At 42.5% G+C, this 21,264-nt stretch carries 20 protein-coding genes and 1 pseudogene; 13 read left to right on the top strand and 8 right to left on the bottom strand.

Annotated features, from left to right (window positions below):
* Positions 1 to 522: 522 nt before the first annotated feature.
* Positions 523 to 676 (top strand): annotated as a pseudogene (locus HADU_RS15605) (aldehyde dehydrogenase); the annotation flags it as partial.
* Positions 677 to 1,166: 490 nt separating this feature from the next.
* Positions 1,167 to 1,412 carry a hypothetical protein gene (locus HADU_RS04410; protein WP_008303959.1) on the top strand — a complete coding sequence of 82 codons (246 nt, stop codon included), beginning with the start codon at positions 1,167 to 1,169 and terminating at the stop codon, positions 1,410 to 1,412.
* 149 nt (positions 1,413 to 1,561) lie between these two features.
* Here the strand turns inward: HADU_RS04410 and HADU_RS04415 are convergent, their stop codons facing one another.
* Together HADU_RS04415 and queG are read right to left on the bottom strand one after the other, a co-directional pair.
* Positions 1,562 to 1,771, bottom strand: a complete 210-nt coding sequence (locus HADU_RS04415) for a hypothetical protein (protein WP_004892694.1) — start codon at positions 1,769 to 1,771, stop codon at positions 1,562 to 1,564.
* Positions 1,772 to 1,878: 107 nt separating this feature from the next.
* The gene (gene queG / locus HADU_RS04420) at positions 1,879 to 2,973 is read right to left on the bottom strand and encodes a tRNA epoxyqueuosine(34) reductase QueG (RefSeq protein WP_004815501.1); all 1,095 of its coding nucleotides are present in this window, start codon (positions 2,971 to 2,973) and stop codon (positions 1,879 to 1,881) included.
* Positions 2,974 to 2,996: 23 nt separating this feature from the next.
* On the opposite strand from queG, the gene HADU_RS04425 reads away from it, so the two are divergent.
* Both HADU_RS04425 and HADU_RS04430 read left to right on the top strand, forming a co-directional pair.
* Positions 2,997 to 4,469, top strand: a complete 1,473-nt coding sequence (locus HADU_RS04425) for a bifunctional ADP-dependent NAD(P)H-hydrate dehydratase/NAD(P)H-hydrate epimerase (protein ID WP_004815503.1) — start codon at positions 2,997 to 2,999, stop codon at positions 4,467 to 4,469.
* 7 nt (positions 4,470 to 4,476) lie between these two features.
* Positions 4,477 to 4,767 (top strand): acylphosphatase, encoded by a 291-nt coding sequence (locus HADU_RS04430; protein ID WP_004815505.1) that lies wholly within the window; start codon positions 4,477 to 4,479, stop codon positions 4,765 to 4,767.
* On the opposite strand, the gene ruvC is transcribed toward HADU_RS04430, so the two are convergent.
* A complete protein-coding gene (gene ruvC / locus HADU_RS04435; protein WP_004815506.1) occupies positions 4,764 to 5,306 on the bottom strand; it encodes a crossover junction endodeoxyribonuclease RuvC in 543 nt (180 codons plus the stop codon). The genes HADU_RS04430 and ruvC overlap by 4 nt on opposite strands.
* Before the next feature lie 120 nt (positions 5,307 to 5,426).
* Here ruvC and HADU_RS04440 point away from each other — a divergent pair, with 120 nt between their 5' ends.
* The gene (locus HADU_RS04440; protein WP_008303965.1) at positions 5,427 to 5,993 is read left to right on the top strand and encodes an FxsA family protein; all 567 of its coding nucleotides are present in this window, start codon (positions 5,427 to 5,429) and stop codon (positions 5,991 to 5,993) included.
* 132 nt (positions 5,994 to 6,125) lie between these two features.
* Positions 6,126 to 6,764, top strand: coding sequence for a LysE family transporter (locus HADU_RS04445; RefSeq protein WP_004815510.1), 639 nt, complete (start codon positions 6,126 to 6,128; stop codon positions 6,762 to 6,764).
* A 5-nt stretch (positions 6,765 to 6,769) separates the two neighbouring features.
* Here the strand turns inward: HADU_RS04445 and HADU_RS04450 are convergent, their stop codons facing one another.
* The 3 genes from HADU_RS04450 to ahpF form a co-directional block, all read right to left on the bottom strand.
* A complete protein-coding gene (locus HADU_RS04450) occupies positions 6,770 to 6,961 on the bottom strand; it encodes a hypothetical protein (protein ID WP_004892713.1) in 192 nt (63 codons plus the stop codon).
* Positions 6,962 to 7,134: 173 nt separating this feature from the next.
* On the bottom strand, positions 7,135 to 7,380 hold the full coding sequence (locus tag HADU_RS15200; protein WP_081398998.1) for a hypothetical protein: 246 nt from the start codon (positions 7,378 to 7,380) through the stop codon (positions 7,135 to 7,137).
* 303 nt (positions 7,381 to 7,683) lie between these two features.
* The gene (ahpF, locus tag HADU_RS04455) at positions 7,684 to 9,249 is read right to left on the bottom strand and encodes an alkyl hydroperoxide reductase subunit F (protein ID WP_008303969.1); all 1,566 of its coding nucleotides are present in this window, start codon (positions 9,247 to 9,249) and stop codon (positions 7,684 to 7,686) included.
* Between the two features lie 233 nt (positions 9,250 to 9,482).
* On the opposite strand from ahpF, the gene HADU_RS04460 reads away from it, so the two are divergent.
* The gene (locus HADU_RS04460; protein WP_004815519.1) at positions 9,483 to 9,701 is read left to right on the top strand and encodes a DUF1653 domain-containing protein; all 219 of its coding nucleotides are present in this window, start codon (positions 9,483 to 9,485) and stop codon (positions 9,699 to 9,701) included.
* A gap of 30 nt (positions 9,702 to 9,731) precedes the next feature.
* Entirely contained in the window at positions 9,732 to 10,322 is a 591-nt protein-coding gene (locus HADU_RS04465; protein WP_004815521.1) for an O-methyltransferase, read from the top strand.
* 23 nt (positions 10,323 to 10,345) lie between these two features.
* Here the strand turns inward: HADU_RS04465 and HADU_RS04470 are convergent, their stop codons facing one another.
* Positions 10,346 to 10,552: a KTSC domain-containing protein gene (locus HADU_RS04470; RefSeq protein ID WP_004815523.1), complete on the bottom strand. Its 207-nt coding sequence runs from the start codon at positions 10,550 to 10,552 to the stop codon at positions 10,346 to 10,348.
* 311 nt (positions 10,553 to 10,863) lie between these two features.
* Here HADU_RS04470 and HADU_RS04475 point away from each other — a divergent pair, with 311 nt between their 5' ends.
* Positions 10,864 to 11,955, top strand: coding sequence for a putative zinc-binding metallopeptidase (locus tag HADU_RS04475; RefSeq protein ID WP_004815525.1), 1,092 nt, complete (start codon positions 10,864 to 10,866; stop codon positions 11,953 to 11,955).
* A 65-nt stretch (positions 11,956 to 12,020) separates the two neighbouring features.
* Here HADU_RS04475 and ahpC read toward each other — a convergent pair whose 3' ends face one another.
* Positions 12,021 to 12,584 carry an alkyl hydroperoxide reductase subunit C gene (gene ahpC / locus HADU_RS04480; RefSeq protein WP_004815527.1) on the bottom strand — a complete coding sequence of 188 codons (564 nt, stop codon included), beginning with the start codon at positions 12,582 to 12,584 and terminating at the stop codon, positions 12,021 to 12,023.
* A gap of 688 nt (positions 12,585 to 13,272) precedes the next feature.
* Here ahpC and hrpA point away from each other — a divergent pair.
* The 4 genes from hrpA (at position 13,273) to HADU_RS04500 (ending at position 21,215) form a co-directional block, all read left to right on the top strand.
* A complete protein-coding gene (hrpA, locus tag HADU_RS04485) occupies positions 13,273 to 17,094 on the top strand; it encodes an ATP-dependent RNA helicase HrpA (protein WP_034592320.1) in 3,822 nt (1,273 codons plus the stop codon).
* A gap of 30 nt (positions 17,095 to 17,124) precedes the next feature.
* A complete protein-coding gene (locus HADU_RS04490; RefSeq protein ID WP_008303977.1) occupies positions 17,125 to 18,237 on the top strand; it encodes a beta-ketoacyl-ACP synthase III in 1,113 nt (370 codons plus the stop codon).
* Positions 18,238 to 18,252: 15 nt separating this feature from the next.
* Positions 18,253 to 19,020 carry a lysophospholipid acyltransferase family protein gene (locus HADU_RS04495; RefSeq protein WP_008303980.1) on the top strand — a complete coding sequence of 256 codons (768 nt, stop codon included), beginning with the start codon at positions 18,253 to 18,255 and terminating at the stop codon, positions 19,018 to 19,020.
* Positions 19,021 to 19,169: 149 nt separating this feature from the next.
* Positions 19,170 to 21,215 carry a hypothetical protein gene (locus tag HADU_RS04500; protein WP_008303981.1) on the top strand — a complete coding sequence of 682 codons (2,046 nt, stop codon included), beginning with the start codon at positions 19,170 to 19,172 and terminating at the stop codon, positions 21,213 to 21,215.
* Positions 21,216 to 21,264 lie beyond the last annotated feature (49 nt).

The following is a 21,264-nucleotide window of genomic DNA, read 5'->3' on the forward strand; positions in this document are numbered from 1 at the left end:
CATGCTTCTGCAATTGCTCAACCATCAAATAGAAAGTTGACCATGAGATGCCTGTGTATCGCTTGAACTGAGGATCAGAAAGCTTGTTTGAATCGATGTATTTCATCCGCAGTTTATGCACGAATGCCAAGAAATCCGGAGTGCAAATATTAACCAAAAAGAAGATCGTTTTTTGATTTATGAAAGAGATCTGCTGTAAATATAAAATTTAAGTTTAGATCTAAGAATTATGTATTCTGGGTTTTTGAAATGCCTGATTTCAATGACAAGACCCTATACCTCGCATATATGTCTCATCATTTAAGTAAGCTATAAGCCTATTAACAGGAAAGCTAGAAAAATGTAGATTTTTTATTTTATTAAATTTAAACAAACTAGATTAAATTTCCGGTGTAATTGACTTTTAATAATCCGTAATTGAAATAGGTAGCTTATAACTAGATGATTATGTAAAAAATTCGTTAAGACTTTTCTGATTACCGCTTACCGGGCTGGTCTACCATCGAGGTAGGTCTTGTATGAAGCAACTGTTATCATATCTATCCGGCGCATGCAGCTTTCGGCGGTTATAAAAATCAGCTATTGACCGAGAGAACCACAAAATGATGCTGGATCATTTCAGTAAACCAAAAATCTACTGGTCAGTTATTTAACCAAGCCAGCCGGTTTCTTCTAAATTTCATTGAAAAGCGGACTTTGGTTCGCTTTTTTTAAAGATATCATTTCCAAAGATGGCGAAATTGCGATATACATCACATCAGATGATTAAAAGTATGAATCAATTGAAATTTAACTTTATCGGAAAGTTAAAAAAAGTATGAAATTGATTTTACATTTTGAAAAATTATGTTTATAAGTAAATGGTGGTTTTTTAATCAAAACAACAATAGACACTCAGGAAGAGTGAACTACAGAAGCGTATTTATATAATGGTGAAACAGGAGTTTTAACAATGCTTCAGCTTTTGAAAAAAATATTTTGCTTGCACATTTATGAATATCAACACATGGAAGAAATTGGCACACAGCGAGAATGTCGCAAGTGTGGTATCAGTAAAGATTAATACCTACCCCCCAGAAAAGTGAGCATTTGCTCACTTTTTTATGCCTGAAATTAAGAATATTCCGTTAAAATATGGCATTGTTAAAACGTCAATGGGGGGCATAATGACTAAAGACTTTCAGGCTGAAACTTATATTGTTGATGAAAATCTCGCAGATACCTTACATTGGCTTAGTCTACATCAGGAAAGTTTCGAGTCACTGCATTATGATGCCATTACTCAGACACTTACAGTAGAACATGCCAATGGCAGTGATGTCATTCGGATAGGGGATTACCTCAATGCGAAATATGGCATCCTGATTACGGCACACAATTTTGCTGACACTTCTAACTTCGATCAAAAATAATCTATTTACGTGATTGGAGTTGAATCTGACCTGATAAATAGAAAATCTTTAATTAAAAAGGTTTATGAAGTAAAAAATAAATAAATTTTAAACTCATATCATAAAGCCCACCTAAGGCGGGCTTTATTAACTTCAGAATCGATTTATTCCTATTCACGGTGATTGCCATGAATATTCTGATTTTGCAGATCTGCTCGATGCTGTTTATTTAAAACCCGTTCATCCTGCTCGTGCTGATTGTTCTTAGGCGAATTGACTGGCCCATGCTGCTGAGGTTGCTGCTGTTGCTGAATTTGATTCTGGTGTTCATTTTGCAGCTGTTCCAGTAACTCTTGATTTGGATTTTTTGATGACATCATCGTCCCTCCATTTCATTTCTGAGACTATTTAAATTTATGCCACAGTCTGAAAATAAGGTGTGTAAGGCTTTTTAAGGGAATCTGTGACACCAGGTAAAAATAGACAATTATCTGGATTTAGAAAGTTGTTCCTGAATCGACCAATCGATATGTACCTGTACAACTTCATCATGTTGAGCGCGAGAGTTTTGCAAGGCCTGAATAATCGCTGGATTAAATGGCGCATTGCCTAAACCAATAGCAATATTGCGCATAAAGCTTTGATAACCGGTACGCCGTAGCGGACTACCTTCTGTTGAAGCTAAAAAGGTGGGCTCATCCCATTGCCATAAATCCAGCAGGCTGGCCTGATCCAGTCCATTCCGTGGATGAAAGTCTGCAATGGTCGTCGTCTTGGCAAAGCTGTTCCAGGGACAAATCAACTGACAGTCATCACAACCAAATACCCGATTACCAATGCCACGACGAAGATCTTCAGGAATAATGCCTTTATACTCAATGGTAAGATAGGCAATACAGCGCCGTGCATCCAGCATATACGGCTCAACAATCGCCTGTGTCGGGCAGATATCGATACAGGCCGTACAAGAACCACAGTGTTTGGTCGTCGGTTCATCAAATGGCAGTTCCAGTGAAGTAAACAGTTCGCCGAGTACAAAGAAGGAACCGGATTTTTTATGAATCAGCAGCGTATGTTTACCAGTCCAGCCCATACCGGCATTTTCAGCCAGAGACTTTTCAAAAACGGGTGCTGAATCGGCAAAAGGACGTGATTCAAATTCTCCGACTTTTTCTTTGATTTTAGCTGACAGCATTTTTAGCCGACCACGCATGGTCTTGTGATAATCACGACCACGGGCATAGCGGGCAATAATTGCAGAATTTGGTGCATCGGGAACCATTCTCGGTTCAGGTGATTCGACTAGATAATCCATACGCACACAGATCACAGAGCGAGTATTTGGAATTAATAGTGTTGGATTAGCACGTTTGTCCAGATTTTCTTCCAGAAATTTCATATCGCCATGATAACCACGCTCCAGATATTCCTGCAGACGTGGCAATTCTGCTTGAGCATCCGGCCGGGCAATGACACAATCAGAAAAACCCAATTCCAGCGCTTGTACTTTGATCCATGCTTTGAGGGCTTCTGGATCCTCTTGAAAAACCTGAATTTGCGCGGGAGAATCGGGTGTAGTCATAAACCGGGAACAGGGAATAAAAAATGCAGCAACAAGTTTACCATAGCCCCGTTTATCATAGCCAAAGTATTCAAGCCTGGGAGCAGCGCTGGTTTGCTAAAAAAAACAGTTCTTATGGTCTGATGCAGCAAGTCGCCTGGAGCATTGTGCAGTGCCTGATTCCTTTATTTATTGAAGAAAATGTTCAAAAGGTCGCGGTCTGTTGTGGGCAGGGTAATAATGCCGGAGATGGATATCTGGTCGGGAAGTACCTACAGCAGGCTGGTTTTGAGATAGAGATTTATGCAGCAGAAAAGGGTGGTTCACAGGATCTGGCTTCGGCGAGTCAGGAAGCACTTGATGCATGCATAAAAGTCTATCCGCATTTTGATTTTCAGACTGAATATGATGCCTATATTGATGCGTTATTTGGGATAGGTCTTAACCGTGATCTGAATGACACATGGCAACAGATGATTCTAAGGATTAATGCTCAAAAGGGCTTAAAAATCGCAATCGACATTCCAAGTGGTCTCCATGCTAATACTGGGCAACCTTTGCCAGTCGCTATTCAGGCTGATTATACTTACACGGCACTGGGGCTTAAAACAGGTTTGTTTACCGGGCAGGGGAAAGCCTATGCTGGGCAGGTAGAATGTATATCTGCAATTCCAATCGATGCTGAATTGAAACCTGTTGCTCAATTATCTGGTACTCACATCCATTTACCCAAACGTCAGGCCTTTGGACATAAGGGCAGTTATGGACATGTACTGGTGATTGGCGGTCATGCTGATATGGGCGGGGCGGTAATCATGTCAGCTGAAGCTGCATTTGCAGCAGGAGCGGGTAAAGTGACTGTTATTTGTGATGCTAAACATCATACGGCAATCCTTTCACGGGCACCAAATATCATGCTCAAAGATATGAATGCCCTAGATGAAGATCAGCGTGATAATCTGTTACAGCAAGTAGATGCCGTTTGTTTTGGTATGGGCTTGGGACGTGATCTCTGGGCTGAACAGCAGTATCAGTTCTGGTTTAGTGCCATTCAGCAATCTCAGCTGGAGATCGTACTAGATGCAGATGCGCTGTGGTTCCTGGCAAAGCGCCCAGAACAATTAAATCCACGAACTTATTGCACCCCTCATCCGGGCGAAGCAGCAACCTTATTAGGATATAAAACTCAAGATATCGAAGCTGACCGAATCGCTGCCATTCATACCTTACAGCAGAAATTCAAAGGACAGTGGGTCTTGAAAGGCTCGGGCAGTCTGATTCTGGAAGATCAGCTGTATATCTGTACTGCGGGTAATCCGGGTATGGGCACTGGAGGGATGGGCGATGTACTGGCTGGCATGATTGCCAGTCTGAAAGCCCAGTTCCATGAGAATATTCATCTGCATGAAATCGTGACTTTACATGCCTTGGCCGGAGATGAGTTGGCAAAATATGGTCAGCGTGGTTTGCAGGCACAGGATATGAAACAAGCCATTTATAAAGTGGTTAATCTTTAGGGAAGTCATGATACAGGCCGCGAAACTGATTATTTCAGGAACAGTGCAGAAAGTAGGCTATCGAAATTGGTTTGCAGTTCAGGCAGTAGAACTGGAATTAAAAGGCTATGTACAAAATCTGCCAACTGCACCGGTAGAGGCTGTAGTGGTTGGAGATGAGAGAAAAATTCAAGAGATGATTATACGTAGTCAAAAGGGACTAATTTATGCAGATTTGGCTGATATTCAACAACTTGAATTAAATCCTGCTGAATATCAGTTTGAAAATTTTCAGATCAAATATTCATATAATGATTAACGACGTCTGCTGACACGGCTACGCCCACGTGCCATACCTCCAAGCGCATTTAACACAGCCATCTTGCTCATGCTACCCGAAGCATGGGCATGACAGATTGCCGCAGCCAAGGCATCCGCTGCATCCTGTTGGGGTTTGATGCTGAGGTTTAAAATTTTCATGACCATCATCTGTACCTGCTCTTTTTCTGCCGCGCCGTAGCCAACGACAGACTGCTTGATCTGACGTGCCGTATATTCAGCGACTTGCAGATCCAGATTAACCAATGCTGCAATGGCTGCACCACGGGCCTGGCCGAGTTTCAGGGCAGAGTCCGGGTTTTGTGCCATAAAGACCTGTTCTACGGCCGCTTCTGTCGGACCATAGAATTTAACAATACGTTCAACCCCGGCAAAAATTCGCTTTAATCGCTCAGGCATTTCCGCAGTTTCCGTTCTGATGGTTCCTGCATCCACAAAAGACAGTTTGGAACCTTCTTTTTGAATAATGCCATACCCTGTAAGACGTGAACCTGGGTCAATCCCAATAATTAATGACATGCCTGCACTTTAAAAATAAAATAATGCCCATATTGTTACATAAGCGTATCAAAAAAGCTTGATCCTGATGAAGCAGTTGATTACATCCTTAATTATTGAATAGAGATTAGATTAATTTTCATGAAATTATTTCTTATTATCATTGCTGGCGTAATCCTGGAAGTATTTGTGTGGATTGGCGTGGGCGACCTCGTCGGGAGCATGTGGTACGTCTTTTTCTGGTTTGTGGCCGCATTCTTTATCGGTATGAACCTGATTCGCAAATATGCCACCGGACTCATGCCGCAGATGCAACAAATGCAAATGGGCCAGATGAGTGCCGATCCGGCCATGACCGATAATCTGCCGAAAATTCTGGCTGGGTTTTTCCTGCTGATTCCAGGTCTGATTACAGACGTGCTGGCGGTATTAATGCTGATCCCGGCTGTACAGCAGGCATTTAAAGCAGCGATGATGAAAGTCATGATGAAACGCCAGCAAGCCATGATGGAAAAAATGATGGGTGGCATGATGGGCGATATGGGCGGCGCTCAAGGTCAAAATCCATTTGCAGAAATGATGCGTCAGATGCAGGAAATGCAAAATCAGCAAGGTGGTCGTGGCGATTCAACCATTATTGATGGTGAAGCACGTGAAGTGACGCCAGAGGCGAAAAAGATTGAAATGAAAGATGTGAATCCAAAATAATTTCGATTTACATTTATGCAGCCGGATCCCATGATTCGGCTTTTTTATGTGAGTAAATTAAGATAAAAGTACTGCGAAAATTTAAACAAAAGTTATAATGCTGCGGTTTTAGTCATCGCTAATAGAAGAAATATGTCTTTGTTGTTAACCATTTGTGGTTTGCATTTTATTGCTCAACTGAGCCCCGGACCGGACGTCCTGCTGATTGCACGAAGTGCAGCATCTACTAATCGTTCCAATACCTTAAAAATTATTGCCGGCATTTCGGCTGGGATTGTGGTTTGGGTGGTACTGACCCTGGCTGGTTTTACCGTGCTGATTGATCAATTCCCCTGGATTCAGCAAGTACTCATGATTGTGGGTGGAGCATTTCTGGCAAGAATGGGCTGGGCGATGCTCAAAGGCGGATTACAGGCATTTAAACAGCGCCATGAAGCCAGCGATGATCAAATAATGATGAATGAAGCGAAAAATTATTTTACTTTGGGTTTATTGACCAATCTGTCTAATCCCAAAACACTGATTTATTTTAGCAGTGTTTTTTCATTGGCCCTCAGCTCATCAGCTTCAGATTATCTGAAATCACAGCTGGCAGTGATTATTCCACTACAAACTTTCCTGACTTTTGCTTTGCTGATGCTACTCATCTCTCAGCCGAAAATCAAAGTGCTGTACCAACGTGCAGGCAACTATATAGATTTGATTTCGGGCATACTGTTCCTGATCTTTGCAATCTGGCTTTGGTATGACGCATTGGTTTTAATGAATTAAGAAGATCAATCCTGACGAGAGAGATCTTGGTCAACTAAAATAGGGGAAACAGTAGTTTCCTCTTTTTTTTCATCTGTTTTTTGTGAAGAGCTATAACGGTTTGGTTTTAACGTGGCTTCTGTATTTTCTGAACCTTGATAACTGCGACTGCGGTTCGCACGTTCTCTTAAACCACCTTTGCGAATTAACTGCACCATACTCAAAACCTCTACAAGACTTGTATTATTGTAAATCAACTGGGCAGAGCATTGCGGAATTTCTAAGATATATACCTAGTCTTGCAAGAATCAGTGTTTATAAAATGATGCGGCCTGATACTGAATATCAGGCCCCTGAGGAAAATGAACCATGAAAATCATCACTGTTTGAATTAAGAAGATTGTTTTACTTCGAGTTGTAATGCATTGAAAATAGTGTCTTTGGTGGGTACATCCTGTTGGGCTTGTGAAGAGACATGAACCACTTTAAATATGACTGCTGCAGCTAAGCAGGCCAATAGGCACAACATCCAGAAACTATAAGGACTTCTGATGCTGTGTGAGCCACAAGCTGGACATGAGGTATCGGTAGATGAAACAGCTTTATTGCAGCATGCACAATGATATTGATACTGCATATTCTTCTCCTTATTTTACTAGTTTTTATGGTTATTATTTTTAAACATCAATTTTGAATTGTGTGTTTATATTATGTGAGGAAATGTTTGTATTCGATAGTGCATCGTGAGATTAAACATGTAAGCAATTGTGGACAATGTTTTATCCAGAAAGAATTTTAATTTATTTAAATCATCTGATGATGAACAGAATTCCCTCTAAAAATTCTTAATGACTCTATTCAAGCATATCGCCTATTTAACGTAATCTCTAAATTGCAGACAGCCTGCATAAAGCAGGCTGTTTTTATTTAATTCAAATGATTACTGACCTGAACGAATGATGTAGTCAAATGCAGACAGTGATGCTTTCGCGCCTTCACCTGTGGCGATGATGATCTGCTTGTAAGGTACTGTGGTGCAGTCACCCGCAGCAAATACACCTTTCACATTGGTTTCATTGCGCTCGTTAATCACAATCTCACCGCGGTTGCTTAACTCAACTTTGGTTTCTTTCAGGAAATCCGTATTCGGTAACAAACCGATCTGAACGAAGATCCCTGCAAGTTCAACCGTATGTTCTTCATCGGTCGCACGGTCTTTGTATTTCAGTGCAGTTACCTGTGAACCATCACCCACTACTTCTGTTGAAAGCGCATTCTTGATCACCGTGGTGTTTGGCAAGCTGTTCAACTTGTCCTGAAGTACCTGATCCGCACGAAGTTTGGTATCAAATTCCACCAGGGTGACATGCTCAACAATACCAGCAAGGTCGATTGCAGCTTCTACACCTGAGTTCCCCCCACCAATCACCGCAACACGTTTGCCTTTGAACAATGGACCATCACAGTGTGGACAGTAGGCAACACCACGGGTTTTGTATTCCTGCTCACCCGGAACATTCATCTCTCTCCAGCGTGCACCAGTCGACAGAATCACGGTTTTAGATTCAAGCTTGGCACCATTTTCTAAAGTCACTTCAACCAGACCGTTGGCAGTTTCATCTGCACCCTTGATGTCAGATACACGTTGCAGGTTCATGATGTCGACACCATATTCACGTACGTGGGCTTCCATCTCGGCAGCAAATTTTGGACCTTGGGTCTTTTGCACTGAAGTGTAGTTCTCAATGTCCATGGTATCCATGACCTGACCGCCCATACGTTCAGCCACGATCCCGGTTTTGATGCCTTTACGCGCTGCGTAGATTGCAGAGGTATTTCCCGCAGGACCACCACCAATCACAAGAACATCAAACGCTTCTTTGGCATTCAGCTTTTCCGCATCTTTGGCAGCAGAATCCGTATCCAGCTTGGCAATGATTTCTTCCAAAGTCATACGACCCTGACCGATGTGTTCATTGTCCTGGAACACCATAGGTACAGCCATGATTTTACGTTCTTCCACTTCTTCCTGGAAGAAAGCACCATCGATCATGGTTGCTGTTGTACCCGGGTTATAGATAGCAATCAGGTTGAGTGCCTGAACCACATCCGGACAGTTATGACAGCTTAAAGAGACAAACACATCAAAGTCAGACTTGATTCCTAAACCTTTGATCGATTCAAGAGCTTCATTCGATACTTTCGGTGCATAACCCGAAGTTTGCAGCAATGCCAGAATCAGCGATGTGAACTCATGACCCATTGGCAGGCCTGCGAAGAAAACACGAGGCTGTTCACCGGCTTTAGCCACACCAAAACTTGGTGCACGTTTGTTGGTACCATCAAAACGGGCAGTCACTAAATCAGACAGTGCAGCGATTTCTTCTACAAGTTCTTTGATTTTTGCAGATTTATCTGAAGCATCTAAAGTGGCTACCAGTTCGATTGGTCCTTCAAGGCGCTCTAAAAGGGTTTTTAATTGGGCTGCTGTATTTTGATCTAACATTGCTAACGTCTCCAAAGGAGTAATAATTTATTCGATGAAAGAATATTAAGTGAAATAGATGAATAGGTAAAACAGGTAGTTTTTATTTATTCAATCGGAAATTTAGATGAAATGGGAATTTCATCATTGATATCAAGCTTATATTGGACTAATAATGGAATTTTCAAGTGATCTAGCAGTATTGTGATAATTTTCAGTTAAGATGAATCTGCTTCAATCGAGTGAGTAAAATAATGGAACTTCAACGCGGAATTTATCAGCATTACAAAGGTCAATTATACCAGGTCCTGCATGTCGCCATGCATAGTGAGACTGAAGAAAAGCTGGTGGTTTATCAATGTCTATACGGTGACTATTCAATCTGGGTGCGTCCACTCAGCATGTTTACTGAGGTGATAACTTTAGATGACGATCGTGAATTAGAGCGCTTTAAACTGATCACAGCACTATAAAACCTAATCATTTGAATAAGAGAGTAGAGCGTGGAACACATAAGTCATTTTCAAAACTATGTTCGTGAATTATATGCTCGCTTTAGTGCGCATGATGCTGGTCTGAGTGATCGGTTACAGCGCTATCGTAATATCGAACCTGCATCAGCGCAGTTTCTCTCTATACTTATTCGTGCACAACAGTCTAAATGTGTGCTTGAGCTCGGAACATCTACAGGTTATTCCACTTTATGGTTGGCCGAAGCTTTATCAAGCACGCAAGGTCACATGGTGACTCTGGAAATTGATGCAGAGCGCTCGAAAGAAGCCCAGCTACATGCTCAACATTTAAAGCTGGACAGTCATATTGATTTTCAGGTAACAGATGCATTGGATTATTTACAATCCTGTCAGCAGCAGTTCGATTTTATTCTGCTGGATGCTGAGCGTGATGCTTATGTTGAATATTGGAGCTACCTGCCGCAATTGTTGCAACAGCAGGGTGGGTTACTTGTAGTGGATAATGTGCTTTCTCATGCAGAACAGGTGGCAGTATTCAAAGCATTGGTCGATCTGGATAAGCGTTTTGTATCTTCTACAGTCGATATCGGTGCAGGCTTACTCCTGATTACTTTTCAATAATAGTTTCGAGTAAATAGTCCGTTTTAATCACTGTAAATCCGGGTAAAATTAAGATCATATTCCAGGTATTTTTTCACAAAGGCCGCCTTGTCATGACGCCTGAGTAAATTGTCATAAATATATTCGGGCACTGGATGATAGAGCTCGGTTAAACCATTGTCATAGAAAATTTTAAGATGGCGGCTTGAAGGATTATATTTCCAGGAAATTACTGTTAAAAGTAGAGCCATACTACACCTCCAATAGACAGGAAGATTTAGATTTAATTCTTATTGGTCTATCTCTTGAACTTAATTCAAGGGCACTGAGTTCTATATAGTTGCTTTGTAAATTTATTCTCTTTCTCACCCTTTCCAAGATGATCAATTCAATCAATAGCTCAGGGTAAAATCTTCATCAAGAAACGATACATTTCAATTAAGCAAAAAATATGCAAACTCTTGATACCTGTTGCAAGAAAATGCTACAAAAAATTTAAAGTAGTTAAAAAAAACTGCTTTAAGATGAGGGGAAAACAATAACGAAGCAGAGTTATTTCTACATGCAATTATTTAAGTGCTCCCACTGCCATCAACCTGTTTATTTTGATAATAATTACTGTACTGCATGTCAACATCTGCTGGGGTTTGATAGCTCAACCATGTTGATGGTGGCTTTAGAATCCAATGCAGATGGATCAATACTGACAGAACCAGATACACAGGCCAAATACCGTTATTGTGCTAATGCCGAGTATGCGGTGTGTAACTGGGTAATTCCGCAAGAAGATCCGCATGACTTCTGTCTGGCTTGTCGCCTGAATCGTGTGATTCCCAATTTAAATGAACCCCAGTATCGACTGCGTTGGCATAAAATTGAACTCGCAAAACATCGCCTGGTTTATTCTTTATTGCGCTGGAAGTTGCCGTTGCAGTCTCGGCAGGAAAATCCTGAATCTGGTTTAGCTTTTGATTTTAAGGCCAATCCAAATAGTCCGGATGAACCTAAAGTCATGACTGGACATGATAATGGAGTGATTACCCTTAATATTGCAGAAGCAGATGATGTCGAACGTGCCATGGAACGCAAGAATATGGAGGAGCTTTATCGCACCTTGCTTGGGCATTTTCGGCATGAAATTGGACATTATTACTGGGATGTACTGGTAGATAACACCGAATTTCTGGAGCCTTGCCGGCAACTGTTTGGGGACGAGCGCATGGACTATCAGGAAGCTTTAGATCGGCATTATCATCAAGGACCGCCCGCAGACTGGATGGAGCGTTATATTAGTACATATGCCACCATGCATCCTTGGGAGGACTGGGCCGAAACCTGGGCACACTATCTGCACATCGTCGATGTACTGGAAACTGCCGATTCCTTCGGCATGCAGATCCATCCACATGTAGTAGAAGAACGTGATGATCAGTTCATGACCTTGGTAAAGCGGATAAATCCTTATTACACCTGTAATTTTGATGAAATTTATCAGGCCTGGTTACCCGTAGCTTTTGCCATGAATGGCTTGAACCGCAGTATGGGGCAGGATGACTTTTATCCCTTCCTGATTAATCCGATCGTGCAACAGAAATTGAAATTCATCCATGATGTGATTCAGACGACAGCTGGTGCACAGCGTAAAGTTGCCTGATACTGTTCAAATAAAAAAGCCACGCAAATGCGTGGCTTTTTTCAATCAGTGCAATCTAATACAGATTAGATTTTACCAACTAGGTCGATTGAAGGAGCAAGAGTCGCTTCGCCTTCTTTCCATTTAGCTGGGCAAACTTCGCCTGGGTGAGCGTGTACGTACTGAGCTGCTTTAACTTTACGAAGAAGTTCTTGAGCATCACGGCCGATACCACCAGCGTTGATTTCAACGATTTGGATTTTGCCTTCTGGATCGATAACGAAAGTACCACGGTCCGCAAGGCCGTCAGCTTCGATTAGAACTTCGAAGTTTTTAGAAAGAGTCCAAGTTGGATCGCCGATTAATGGGTACTGAATTTTACCAATTACGTCAGAAGTATCGTGCCAAGCTTTGTGAGTGAAGTGAGTGTCAGTAGAAACACCGTAGATTTCCACACCTAGTTTTTGGAATTCAGCGTAGTTGTCAGCAAGGTCACCAAGTTCAGTTGGGCAAACAAAAGTGAAGTCAGCTGGGTAGAAGAATACTACAGACCATTTGCCTTTAAGGTCGGCTTCAGTAACTTCAACAAATTGGCCATTGTGGAAAGCAGTTGCTTTAAATGGTTTAACTTCAGTATTAATCAAGCTCATCATTGTCTCCATGATTGAGGTTAGTCTTTAATTTTGAATAAGAGTATCGAACTTTGGGTCTTAGCTAAAATGGTATTTTTACATTACAAAAATCGGAAAAACCGAATTATGTAACTGACTGCCAGTTTACCCAAGTCATCTTTATGTACATTCGGCATAGCTAGAGCTGCCTGGATGACAAAACATGTTCGGTCATCAACCTGCATAAGAACATGATGTTTTACGCGACAAAATTCAAGGGTAAAGCTTAAAAAATCTTATTTTTTTCAAATAAATTGATTTAATTTGAGAATTTGAAGACTGCGAAGCTCCTGATTTTATAAATATCTTGTAATTTAGTGATACGTGAAAAGTCAACCGTATCAGTCGTAAGCAAAGGTGTCTTGTTTAAATAGCCTAAGCATTTTATAGCTTATTTTAAACTTCTGACGTGAAATGGATAGCTCTGGGTAGTGAGAGAAGCCTGAGCATTTATTTACTTGCTGGCAATATTTTAAAAATACGAATCAGCTCCAGATCGAGCGCAATGTAAATCATAGCTTTTAGTCACGCTGCGACAACTGAATTACGATCTAAGTGCGCATAAGTACATTGGGAAAATGCATGAAAGTGAGTAGAATAGTATGTTTTAGAATAGTTGTAGGGCGCTGACTTGGCTGCGAAGGGTTTAAATGTCGAAAACTGGGTGATGGCACGTGACCTCCACCGTTTAAATCGTTTACGTAAGGGTAAGGATGCCAATGAAAAACAATACCGAGAATTATTCGAAAAATCGCATTTAAAAGTTCTAGAGCGTGTTGAACGTATTCCGAATATCAAACTGAATCAGGAACTTCCGGTCACCCAATATGCCGATAAACTGATTGAAGCGATTCAAGAACACCAAGTTATTATTGTTGCTGGTGAAACGGGTTCCGGTAAAACTACGCAGTTACCCCAAATTGCCATGCTGGCCGGACGCGGTCTGACCGGCCTGATTGGTCATACCCAGCCACGTCGTCTAGCTGCGCGTAGTGTATCGCAACGTATTGCAGAAGAAGTTGGGGAAAAGCTCGGCGAGTCAATTTCCTTTAAGGTTCGTTTTAATGAGCAGGGTTCACAGGATTCTCTGGTTCGTTTGATGACGGACGGTATCTTGCTGGCTGAACTGGCCAATGACCGCTTCCTGACCAAATATGACACCATCATTATCGATGAAGCACATGAGCGTTCATTGAACATCGACTTTATCATGGGGTATCTAAAGCAGTTACTGCCACGTCGTAAAGATCTGAAGGTTATCATTACCTCAGCTACACTGGATGTAAACCGCTTTAGTAACTACTTTAATGGTGTACCAATCTTTGAAGTCGAAGGTCGTAGCTATCCGGTTGAACTGCGTTATCGTCCAATTTCTGAAATGACGATTGGCGGTAGTGATGACGACGAATTTGATGATTTTGAAGAAAACCTGCCCCGTGCAGTCGTAGCCGCCGTAGAAGAATGTTTTCAGGATGCGCAAGAGAAAGGTCATCCTGAACATGCCGATATCCTGATTTTTGCCAGTACTGAACAGGAAATTCGTGAGCTTCAGGAGACTCTGATCAAGCATGGTCCACGACATACTGAAGTTTTACCGTTGTATGCGCGGCTGGCTTTAGCTGAACAGCAAAAAATCTTTAGTTCATCTGGTGGTGGTCGACGCATTATTATCGCGACCAACGTGGCGGAAACTGCACTGACAGTGCCGAACATCCGTTATGTAATTGATAGCGGTTTTGCCCGTATCTCGCGTTATAACTATCGCTCACGTGTACAGCGCCTGCCAATTGAAGCGATTTCCCAGGCCGCAGCGAATCAGCGTAAAGGTCGTTGTGGTCGTATTGCGCCGGGTGTGTGTATTCGCCTGTATTCAGAAGAAGACTTTTTAAGTCGTCCTGAGTTTACTGAGCCGGAAATCAAGCGAACTAACCTGGCATCAGTCATCTTGCAAATGCAGAGTCTGAAACTGGGTTCACTGGAAGAATTCGACTTTATTGAGCCACCGGATCACCGTTTGGTAAATGATGGTCGTAAGCTCTTAATTGAGCTTGGAGCAATGTCCGAGAAGAAAAATGAGCTGACCAAGATTGGTTATCAAATGGCAAAAATGCCGATTGATCCACGTCTGGCACGGATGATTCTCGGTGGAGCGCATTTCGGCGTTTTGAATGAAGTATTGGTGATTGTTGCTGCGCTGGCTGTCCAAGACCCACGTGAACGTCCAGCTGACAAGCAGATGCAGGCTGATCAAAAACACGCGCTGTTCCGTGAAGCAGATTCAGATTTCCTGTTTTATATCAAGCTATGGGAAACCCTGCACGCCAATCGTGAAAATATGGGCGAGAACAAGCGCCGTACTTTTGCGCGGAATCATTTCCTCAGTTGGCTGCGCTTACGTGAATGGAAAAAAACTCATGAACAGTTGGTTGACCTCGCTAAGGGCTTAAATCTGTCTTTTAATGAAAAGAAAGCCAGCTATGAAAATCTGCACCGTGCCTTATTAACCGGTTTGTTGTCTTTCATTGCCAACAAGACTGATGAACGTAATGTGTTTATGGCGGTGCGTCAGCAGAAGGCGCGTGTATTTCCGGCTTCGACCTTGCATAAAACCAATACCCCTTGGGTGATGGCCTTTGAAATGGTGGAAACCTCACAGGTGTATTTACGGACGCTTGCCAAAATTGAGCCGGAATGGATTCTGCTCGCTGCACGTGATCTGGTAAAACACCATTACTTTGAACCACACTGGTCTAAAAAAGCCGGAGTAGTGAACGCCTATGACCAGATTTCACTGTTTGGTCTGATCATTGAACCTAAGCGTCCGATTAATTATGAGAAAGTAGATCAGGAAGCTGCACATGAAATCTTCCTGCGTGATGCACTGACCACAGGCAATCTGGGAATTACGCCACCATTCTTGAAGCATAATCTGCTCAAGCTTGAAGAAGTGGAACGGGTTGAAGACAAGCTGCGCCGTCGTGATCTGGTAGTGGATGAAGAAACCATTTATCAGTTCTATGCTTCCAAAATACCGCCAGAAGTGGCAAGTCGCCGTAGTTTCGAAGACTGGCGTGCTACGGTAGAACCTCAAGATCCGCGATATTTGTTTATTGATGATGATGCATTATGGTTGAATGACCGTCCGACCACGCAGCAGTTCCCGGACTATTTGCGTAATGGTGAGTTACGTCTGGCAGCCAGTTATCGTTTTGACCCAAGCCATGATGAAGATGGCGCGACCGTTCGTATTCCGCTACAAGCCTTGCCTCAGGTAGATGAAAATCTCTGGTCTTGGGGGATTCCAGGCTGGCGTCAGGACCTGATCGAAGCTTTATTAAAAGCTTTACCAAAAGATAAACGACGTAATCTGGTACCAATTCCGGATACTGCACGTAAGTTAATGGCACGTATTGATGCGACTGATTTGCAGAAGCATATCTTTAGTTTTCTGGCATTCCAGTTGCGTGGTGAACAGATTACCGAAAAAGACTTTTCACTGGAACGCGTTGAGCAGTATCTGTTGCCTTTAATTAAGGTGATTGATGAGAAAGGCCGTGTCATTGAACAGGGCCGCGATCTGGAAGAGCTGAAAGCTCGTTGCCGTACTGAAACACATAGTCCAGTCAAACAGCTGAAAGGTGAATACAAAACTTTCCCGGAAAGCTTTGTATTTGAAGCTTCGCAAAAAGTGACAGGTGTGGTGGTGAAACAATACCAGGCTCTGGTACCCACTAAAGACTTTGCTGCCCTGGAACAGAAAGATGAATCTGGTGTGGTAATTCAGACCTTTAATGATCAGGCTGAAGCGATTCGTCAGCATCGTGCCGGGGTAATCCGTCTGGTGCATATGCAGCTCGGTGATCTGATTCGCCAACTGAAAAAACAGATTTCTAAACCACTGGCATTGGCCTATTCACCCTTGGGTGATAAAGCTAAACTGGAACAAATGTTAGTTTATGCCACACTCCAGATGGCAATAAAAGAGCTTCCTGTCAATGCGCAAGAGTTCCAAAAGTTGTTAGAAGATGTAAATAAATCTTTCCTGACTTATGGTCAAGCTGCTTTACGGGATATCACCGATATTTATACCCAGTGGCAGGAAATACGCCGAAAATTGTTGGTTTTAGACGGTTCTGTGTTTGGCAAGAACATTGATGACATTGAGGATCAGCTAGATTTGATGAATCTTTCTGACTTTGTTTATTCTGTGCCGGCGGATGTCTGGATTGAATTTCCACGCTATCTCAAGGCACTGATTTTGCGTCTTGACCGTTTGCCAAATAATTTACAAAGGGATGATTCTGCCATTGATCAAATTGACCCTTGGATGGAAAAATTGTTCCAGTTTAAAAATGACGCTCGCCTGAAAGAACTGTATTTCATGGTTGAGGAATTGCGGATCTCTTTATTTTCACAACCGATGAAAACTAAAGCACCGGTTTCTCCGAATCGCCTACAAAAAGTATGGGATCGTCTTGGAATCAGTTAACATATAGGTAATTTCTAAAAGGAGTTTTACATGGGCATCCGCATTACAGGTACTGGTCTGTTTCATCCAACAGATTTCATTACCAATGAAGAGTTAGTTGAAAGTTTAAATGCTTATGTGGAACAGTATAACCTCGAGAATGCTGACAAAATCGCTGCGGGCGAAATTGAAGAATTGCGTGGTTCGAGTGCAGAATTTATTGAAAAAGCTTCTGGCATCAAACGCCGTTATGTCGCTGAGAAAACCGGTATTTTGGATCCAAAACGTCTTCGTCCTTTACTGCATGAACGTTCAAATGACGAATTGTCTATTCAGGCAGAGTGGGGCGTAGCTGCGGCGAAACAGGCGATGGATAATGCAGGTGTGACTGCAGAAGACATCGATGTTGTGATTCTATCATGTTCGAATATTCAGCGTGCTTATCCAGCACTTGCAATTGAAATTCAGACAGCTTTGGGTATTCAAGGCTATGCATATGACATGAACGTAGCATGTTCTGCAGCGACTTTCGGGATTAAGCAGGCAGCTGATGCGATCAAGTCTGGTGCGCGCCGCGTATTAATGGTAAATGTTGAAATCACCTCTGGTCATACCGATTTCCGTTCACGTGACTGTCACTTCATCTTTGGTGATGTCGCTACTGCTTCAATCATTGAAGAGACTGAAACTAAAACTGGTTTCGAAATTGAAGATATTGAACTGTTCACCCAGTTCTCAAACAACATTCGCAATAACTTTGGTTACCTGAACCTAAGCGAAGTGGATGCTGATATCGATAACAACCGTTTCCGTCAGGACGGTCGTAAGGTGTTCAAAGAAGTTTGTCCGTTGGTTGCGAAGATGATCACCAAGCAGCTGGAAAAGAACCAGATTGAACCGACCAATGTAAAACGTTTCTGGTTGCACCAGGCGAACGTGAACATGAATGAGCTGATTCTGAAACTGATCGTAGGTAAAGAACACGCAAAATCAGAACTGGTACCATTGATTTTGGATGAGTTTGCAAATACATCTTCAGCAGGTGTCATCATTGCATTGCACCGTACGGCAAATGAAGTAAATGACGGCGAATATGGGGTGTTATGTTCATTCGGTGCGGGCTACTCTGTAGGCTCAATCCTGGTGAAAAAGCACGTCGCTTAAGCGGGAGCAGACATCTTGCAGGTTAAGCATGATGCAGCCTGGATCAAACGCTTAAGCGGATTGTCCAAACTGTATTTTACGCCGACCTTTTTCGGTGCTGAGCACATTGATGCTTCGCGACCTGCAATGTATGTCGGTAATCATTCGATCTATGGGGTATTTGATTCACCCATGATTATTGATTACCTGTACAACGAACATAAAGTGGCTGTGGTCAGTATTGCGGACCACAGCCACTTTTATATTCCGCTCTGGCGTGAAATCTTCAGGAAGTTTGGCGCGATTGATGGTGTGCAGGAATATGTGCGTGAAGTTATGCGCCAAGGTTATTCGATTCTGGTCTTTCCGGGTGGAGGACGAGAAGTGCTGAAACGCCAAGGCGAGCAGTACCAGCTGATCTGGAAACAGCGTTATGGCTTCTTAAGGCTGGCGCAAGAATTTGCCTACGATATCATACCGTTTGCTGCTCTGGGCGGTGATGAAATTTTCGAAATTGGCTTTGATGCCCGTCAGGTTGTAGAACATAAATACTTTCAGAAATTACTCAAAGTTTCAGCGCTCAATAAACTTTTGCGTAAAGGGGATGTCATTCCTTCCTTGCCGAAAAGTCTTTTTCCAAAACGGTTACCTTTCTATTTTCAGTTCCAGCCAGCTTTATCTGTCTCTCATATCCAAAGCCAAGAAGATATGACACTATTCCGTGATCAGATTCAGCAACAGATCTATCAGGCAATTGAAGAATTAAAAAATATCCGGGCATCCGAGCTATCACCTAAATCCTGAAAAATAAAAATGAACTGGGTTTAAATGCGGGCTGTTTATCTGATTTATTTTATTTTGTGAATTATTTTTCTATATGAGCTATTTTACTGGTCTGTGTCAGATGACTTGAATATGCTTAAATGAGTTTATAGTCCATTTTAGGTGCGTGTATGGAACAGGAGAGTTTAGTACCGCAGTATCAGCAGCTCGCCAGGCAGTTGCTTCGTATTTCAGATTGCTTGCATGATATTTATCAGGATCAGTGGGACATTGTGGGGAATTTAAATGCCCAGAATATGTTCAAGCTGGATCATGAAAGATATCGGATCGTCTTGGCAAATGGCCTGTTTCATATCCAGCTGCATACGCCTCAGCATATTCAGCAGGGCACAGCGCAGTTGCTGGCAGAACTACATTTTAGTGTGCAGCATCACAAGTCAGACACTCTGGAAGAGTTCTTTTTACAGGATATCCATTTCCTGACTGGTGATTTAAAACCCCAGCATTCCCTATTCTTGCGTGATAAAGCGCAACAGTTACGTAAGCTGCTGATCGAACAGGTCTATCAATGGGTCAATGGGCCTGCACGTGTGCTGAAATTCGTGCAGCAGCTTTCCGCTGTGCAGGCAGAAATCATTGATCATCTGATGAGAAGAGCAGGTCTGTATACCACGCCAGTAATGAGTGACTGTATCTTATACGGAAAAGAACCACCTCAAAACATCTTGCAGCAAATGCAGAAGATTTTTTCCTTAGAATATTTAGCGCCCGCTGACTTTCTTTCGATTCAGGGACTTATGCACAGTCTGGATGAATTCTGTTTTAGCGCAGCACAATTTTTGCATCCGGCAATCTACCGTATTATGAGTTTGTCCTTTGAGGAACGCTTTAATCTGCATGAACTGAATGATCATGTAAACGATATTGAACTCCTGTTCAGGCACGCCTTGGAGCATAGCAATATGCTGGGTTTCGTGCGTTTGATGAACCGTGATACCTGGGGACGAGATGATCTGCTGAGCAAGAAGCATTTTCTGGAAAATAATCATCAGTTATGGCAGAAAAAAGTCGCGAAACTGCCGTTGTTTGACTGTAATCGGGCGATCAACTGGCTGTTCAAGCAGTCTGCTGAAGTGTTGGACTGGATTAGCACGAATATCCAGCACAGTAGTGTACGGGTTACAGTCACGGCGATCAGTTTTCTGAATACCCATCAGGTACATCCACAGGTGCTGCTGGCGACCTTGCAATATTTTCAATATGCTTCAGCGCGGTTATTTATTCACAGTATGCATCAGCATGCCATACAGCATAAATGGTTCACGCATCCGGATAACAAATCGGTAGTATTAAAAGGAACACGTCAGGCGATTAATGACCACCGTATCGCTATCAGTCCATCAATTCTGTATCTGGACGAGTGGATCGGCCTGATGCGCGAAGTAGTCAAGATGGAGGATTGCACCACCAAGAAGGTATATATGGGTTTAAGCCGGGTCATGCAGGCCTATATGCAGCATTTACATAAAGCAACTTCTCATCTGCCTGAAGCGGTACAGCAATATATCCGGCCAGCTACTCAACAAAATCGCGATTTTTATACCGAGTTGCAGCGTTATCGGATTCAGTTGACTGAGTTTCGACAGCTGTTTTATCTGCAAGATGCCAATGTGCGCGAATCAATTTTTGACAGTTATGTACGTGACTATCTGGCAGAATATTTTGCTTTACATAAAAATATTCCAAAAAGTCTGACCTGGAAGGGTTTGTTTATTCAGGCCATTGCCTGGCATGACCAGATTCAGAAGCAGGAAATTATTGCCCGACTGAAAAAGGACTTTGCACTTAAGGACTGGAAAAGTCTGACGAATGAAGCACATTTCTATTATTTTGACTGGAAATTTGAAGAGCTAAAAAATATAGACCAGATTATTGAGGAAGCTCGGATTTTTCAGAACTGTCTGGCCGCCAGTTATGCACAGCGGATCATAGAAGGGGAATACGTTGCTTTTCATGTCAGTCATGCAGAATTATCTACGCCACTGCTCTTGGGTTGTCATATACACGATCAGGAAATTATTTTCGATCAGTTGGAATATCCCCATAACCAAAAAGCAGATCCGCAATATATCGATATGGCAATTCATTTCACCAGCTGGTTTAACAGACGACTGCATACGTCGTGTATAGATTCTGATTTGGACCTGAATACTTAACTTTTGCCGGAAAAGTCGTTAGGCTATAGCCGTTCTTTCACGGTATAGG

This window comes from Acinetobacter sp. HA, from assembly GCF_000264725.1.
Taxonomy (GTDB): domain Bacteria; phylum Pseudomonadota; class Gammaproteobacteria; order Pseudomonadales; family Moraxellaceae; genus Acinetobacter; species Acinetobacter schindleri.

Bases quoted from the DNA above. Each gene is read 5' to 3' on its own strand.
- HADU_RS04460 (WP_004815519.1), top strand. From the start codon at position 9,483: ATGGAACTTCAACGCGGAATTTATCAGCATTACAAAGGTCAATTATAC.
- ahpC (WP_004815527.1), bottom strand. From the start codon at position 12,584: ATGAGCTTGATTAATACTGAAGTTAAACCATTTAAAGCAACTGCTTTC.
- ahpF (WP_008303969.1), bottom strand. From the start codon at position 9,249: ATGTTAGATCAAAATACAGCAGCCCAATTAAAAACCCTTTTAGAGCGC.
- HADU_RS04445 (WP_004815510.1), top strand. From the start codon at position 6,126: ATGTCTTTGTTGTTAACCATTTGTGGTTTGCATTTTATTGCTCAACTG.
- HADU_RS04440 (WP_008303965.1), top strand. From the start codon at position 5,427: ATGAAATTATTTCTTATTATCATTGCTGGCGTAATCCTGGAAGTATTT.
- HADU_RS04450 (WP_004892713.1), bottom strand. From the start codon at position 6,961: ATGGTGCAGTTAATTCGCAAAGGTGGTTTAAGAGAACGTGCGAACCGC.
- HADU_RS04410 (WP_008303959.1), top strand. From the start codon at position 1,167: ATGACTAAAGACTTTCAGGCTGAAACTTATATTGTTGATGAAAATCTC.
- HADU_RS04490 (WP_008303977.1), top strand. From the start codon at position 17,125: ATGGGCATCCGCATTACAGGTACTGGTCTGTTTCATCCAACAGATTTC.
- HADU_RS04425 (WP_004815503.1), top strand. From the start codon at position 2,997: ATGCAGCAACAAGTTTACCATAGCCCCGTTTATCATAGCCAAAGTATT.
- HADU_RS04470 (WP_004815523.1), bottom strand. From the start codon at position 10,552: ATGGCTCTACTTTTAACAGTAATTTCCTGGAAATATAATCCTTCAAGC.
- HADU_RS04415 (WP_004892694.1), bottom strand. From the start codon at position 1,771: ATGATGTCATCAAAAAATCCAAATCAAGAGTTACTGGAACAGCTGCAA.
- HADU_RS15200 (WP_081398998.1), bottom strand. From the start codon at position 7,380: ATGCAGTATCAATATCATTGTGCATGCTGCAATAAAGCTGTTTCATCT.
- ruvC (WP_004815506.1), bottom strand. From the start codon at position 5,306: ATGTCATTAATTATTGGGATTGACCCAGGTTCACGTCTTACAGGGTAT.
- HADU_RS04475 (WP_004815525.1), top strand. From the start codon at position 10,864: ATGCAATTATTTAAGTGCTCCCACTGCCATCAACCTGTTTATTTTGAT.
- hrpA (WP_034592320.1), top strand. From the start codon at position 13,273: ATGGCACGTGACCTCCACCGTTTAAATCGTTTACGTAAGGGTAAGGAT.
- queG (WP_004815501.1), bottom strand. From the start codon at position 2,973: ATGACTACACCCGATTCTCCCGCGCAAATTCAGGTTTTTCAAGAGGAT.
- HADU_RS04500 (WP_008303981.1), top strand. From the start codon at position 19,170: ATGGAACAGGAGAGTTTAGTACCGCAGTATCAGCAGCTCGCCAGGCAG.
- HADU_RS04430 (WP_004815505.1), top strand. From the start codon at position 4,477: ATGATACAGGCCGCGAAACTGATTATTTCAGGAACAGTGCAGAAAGTA.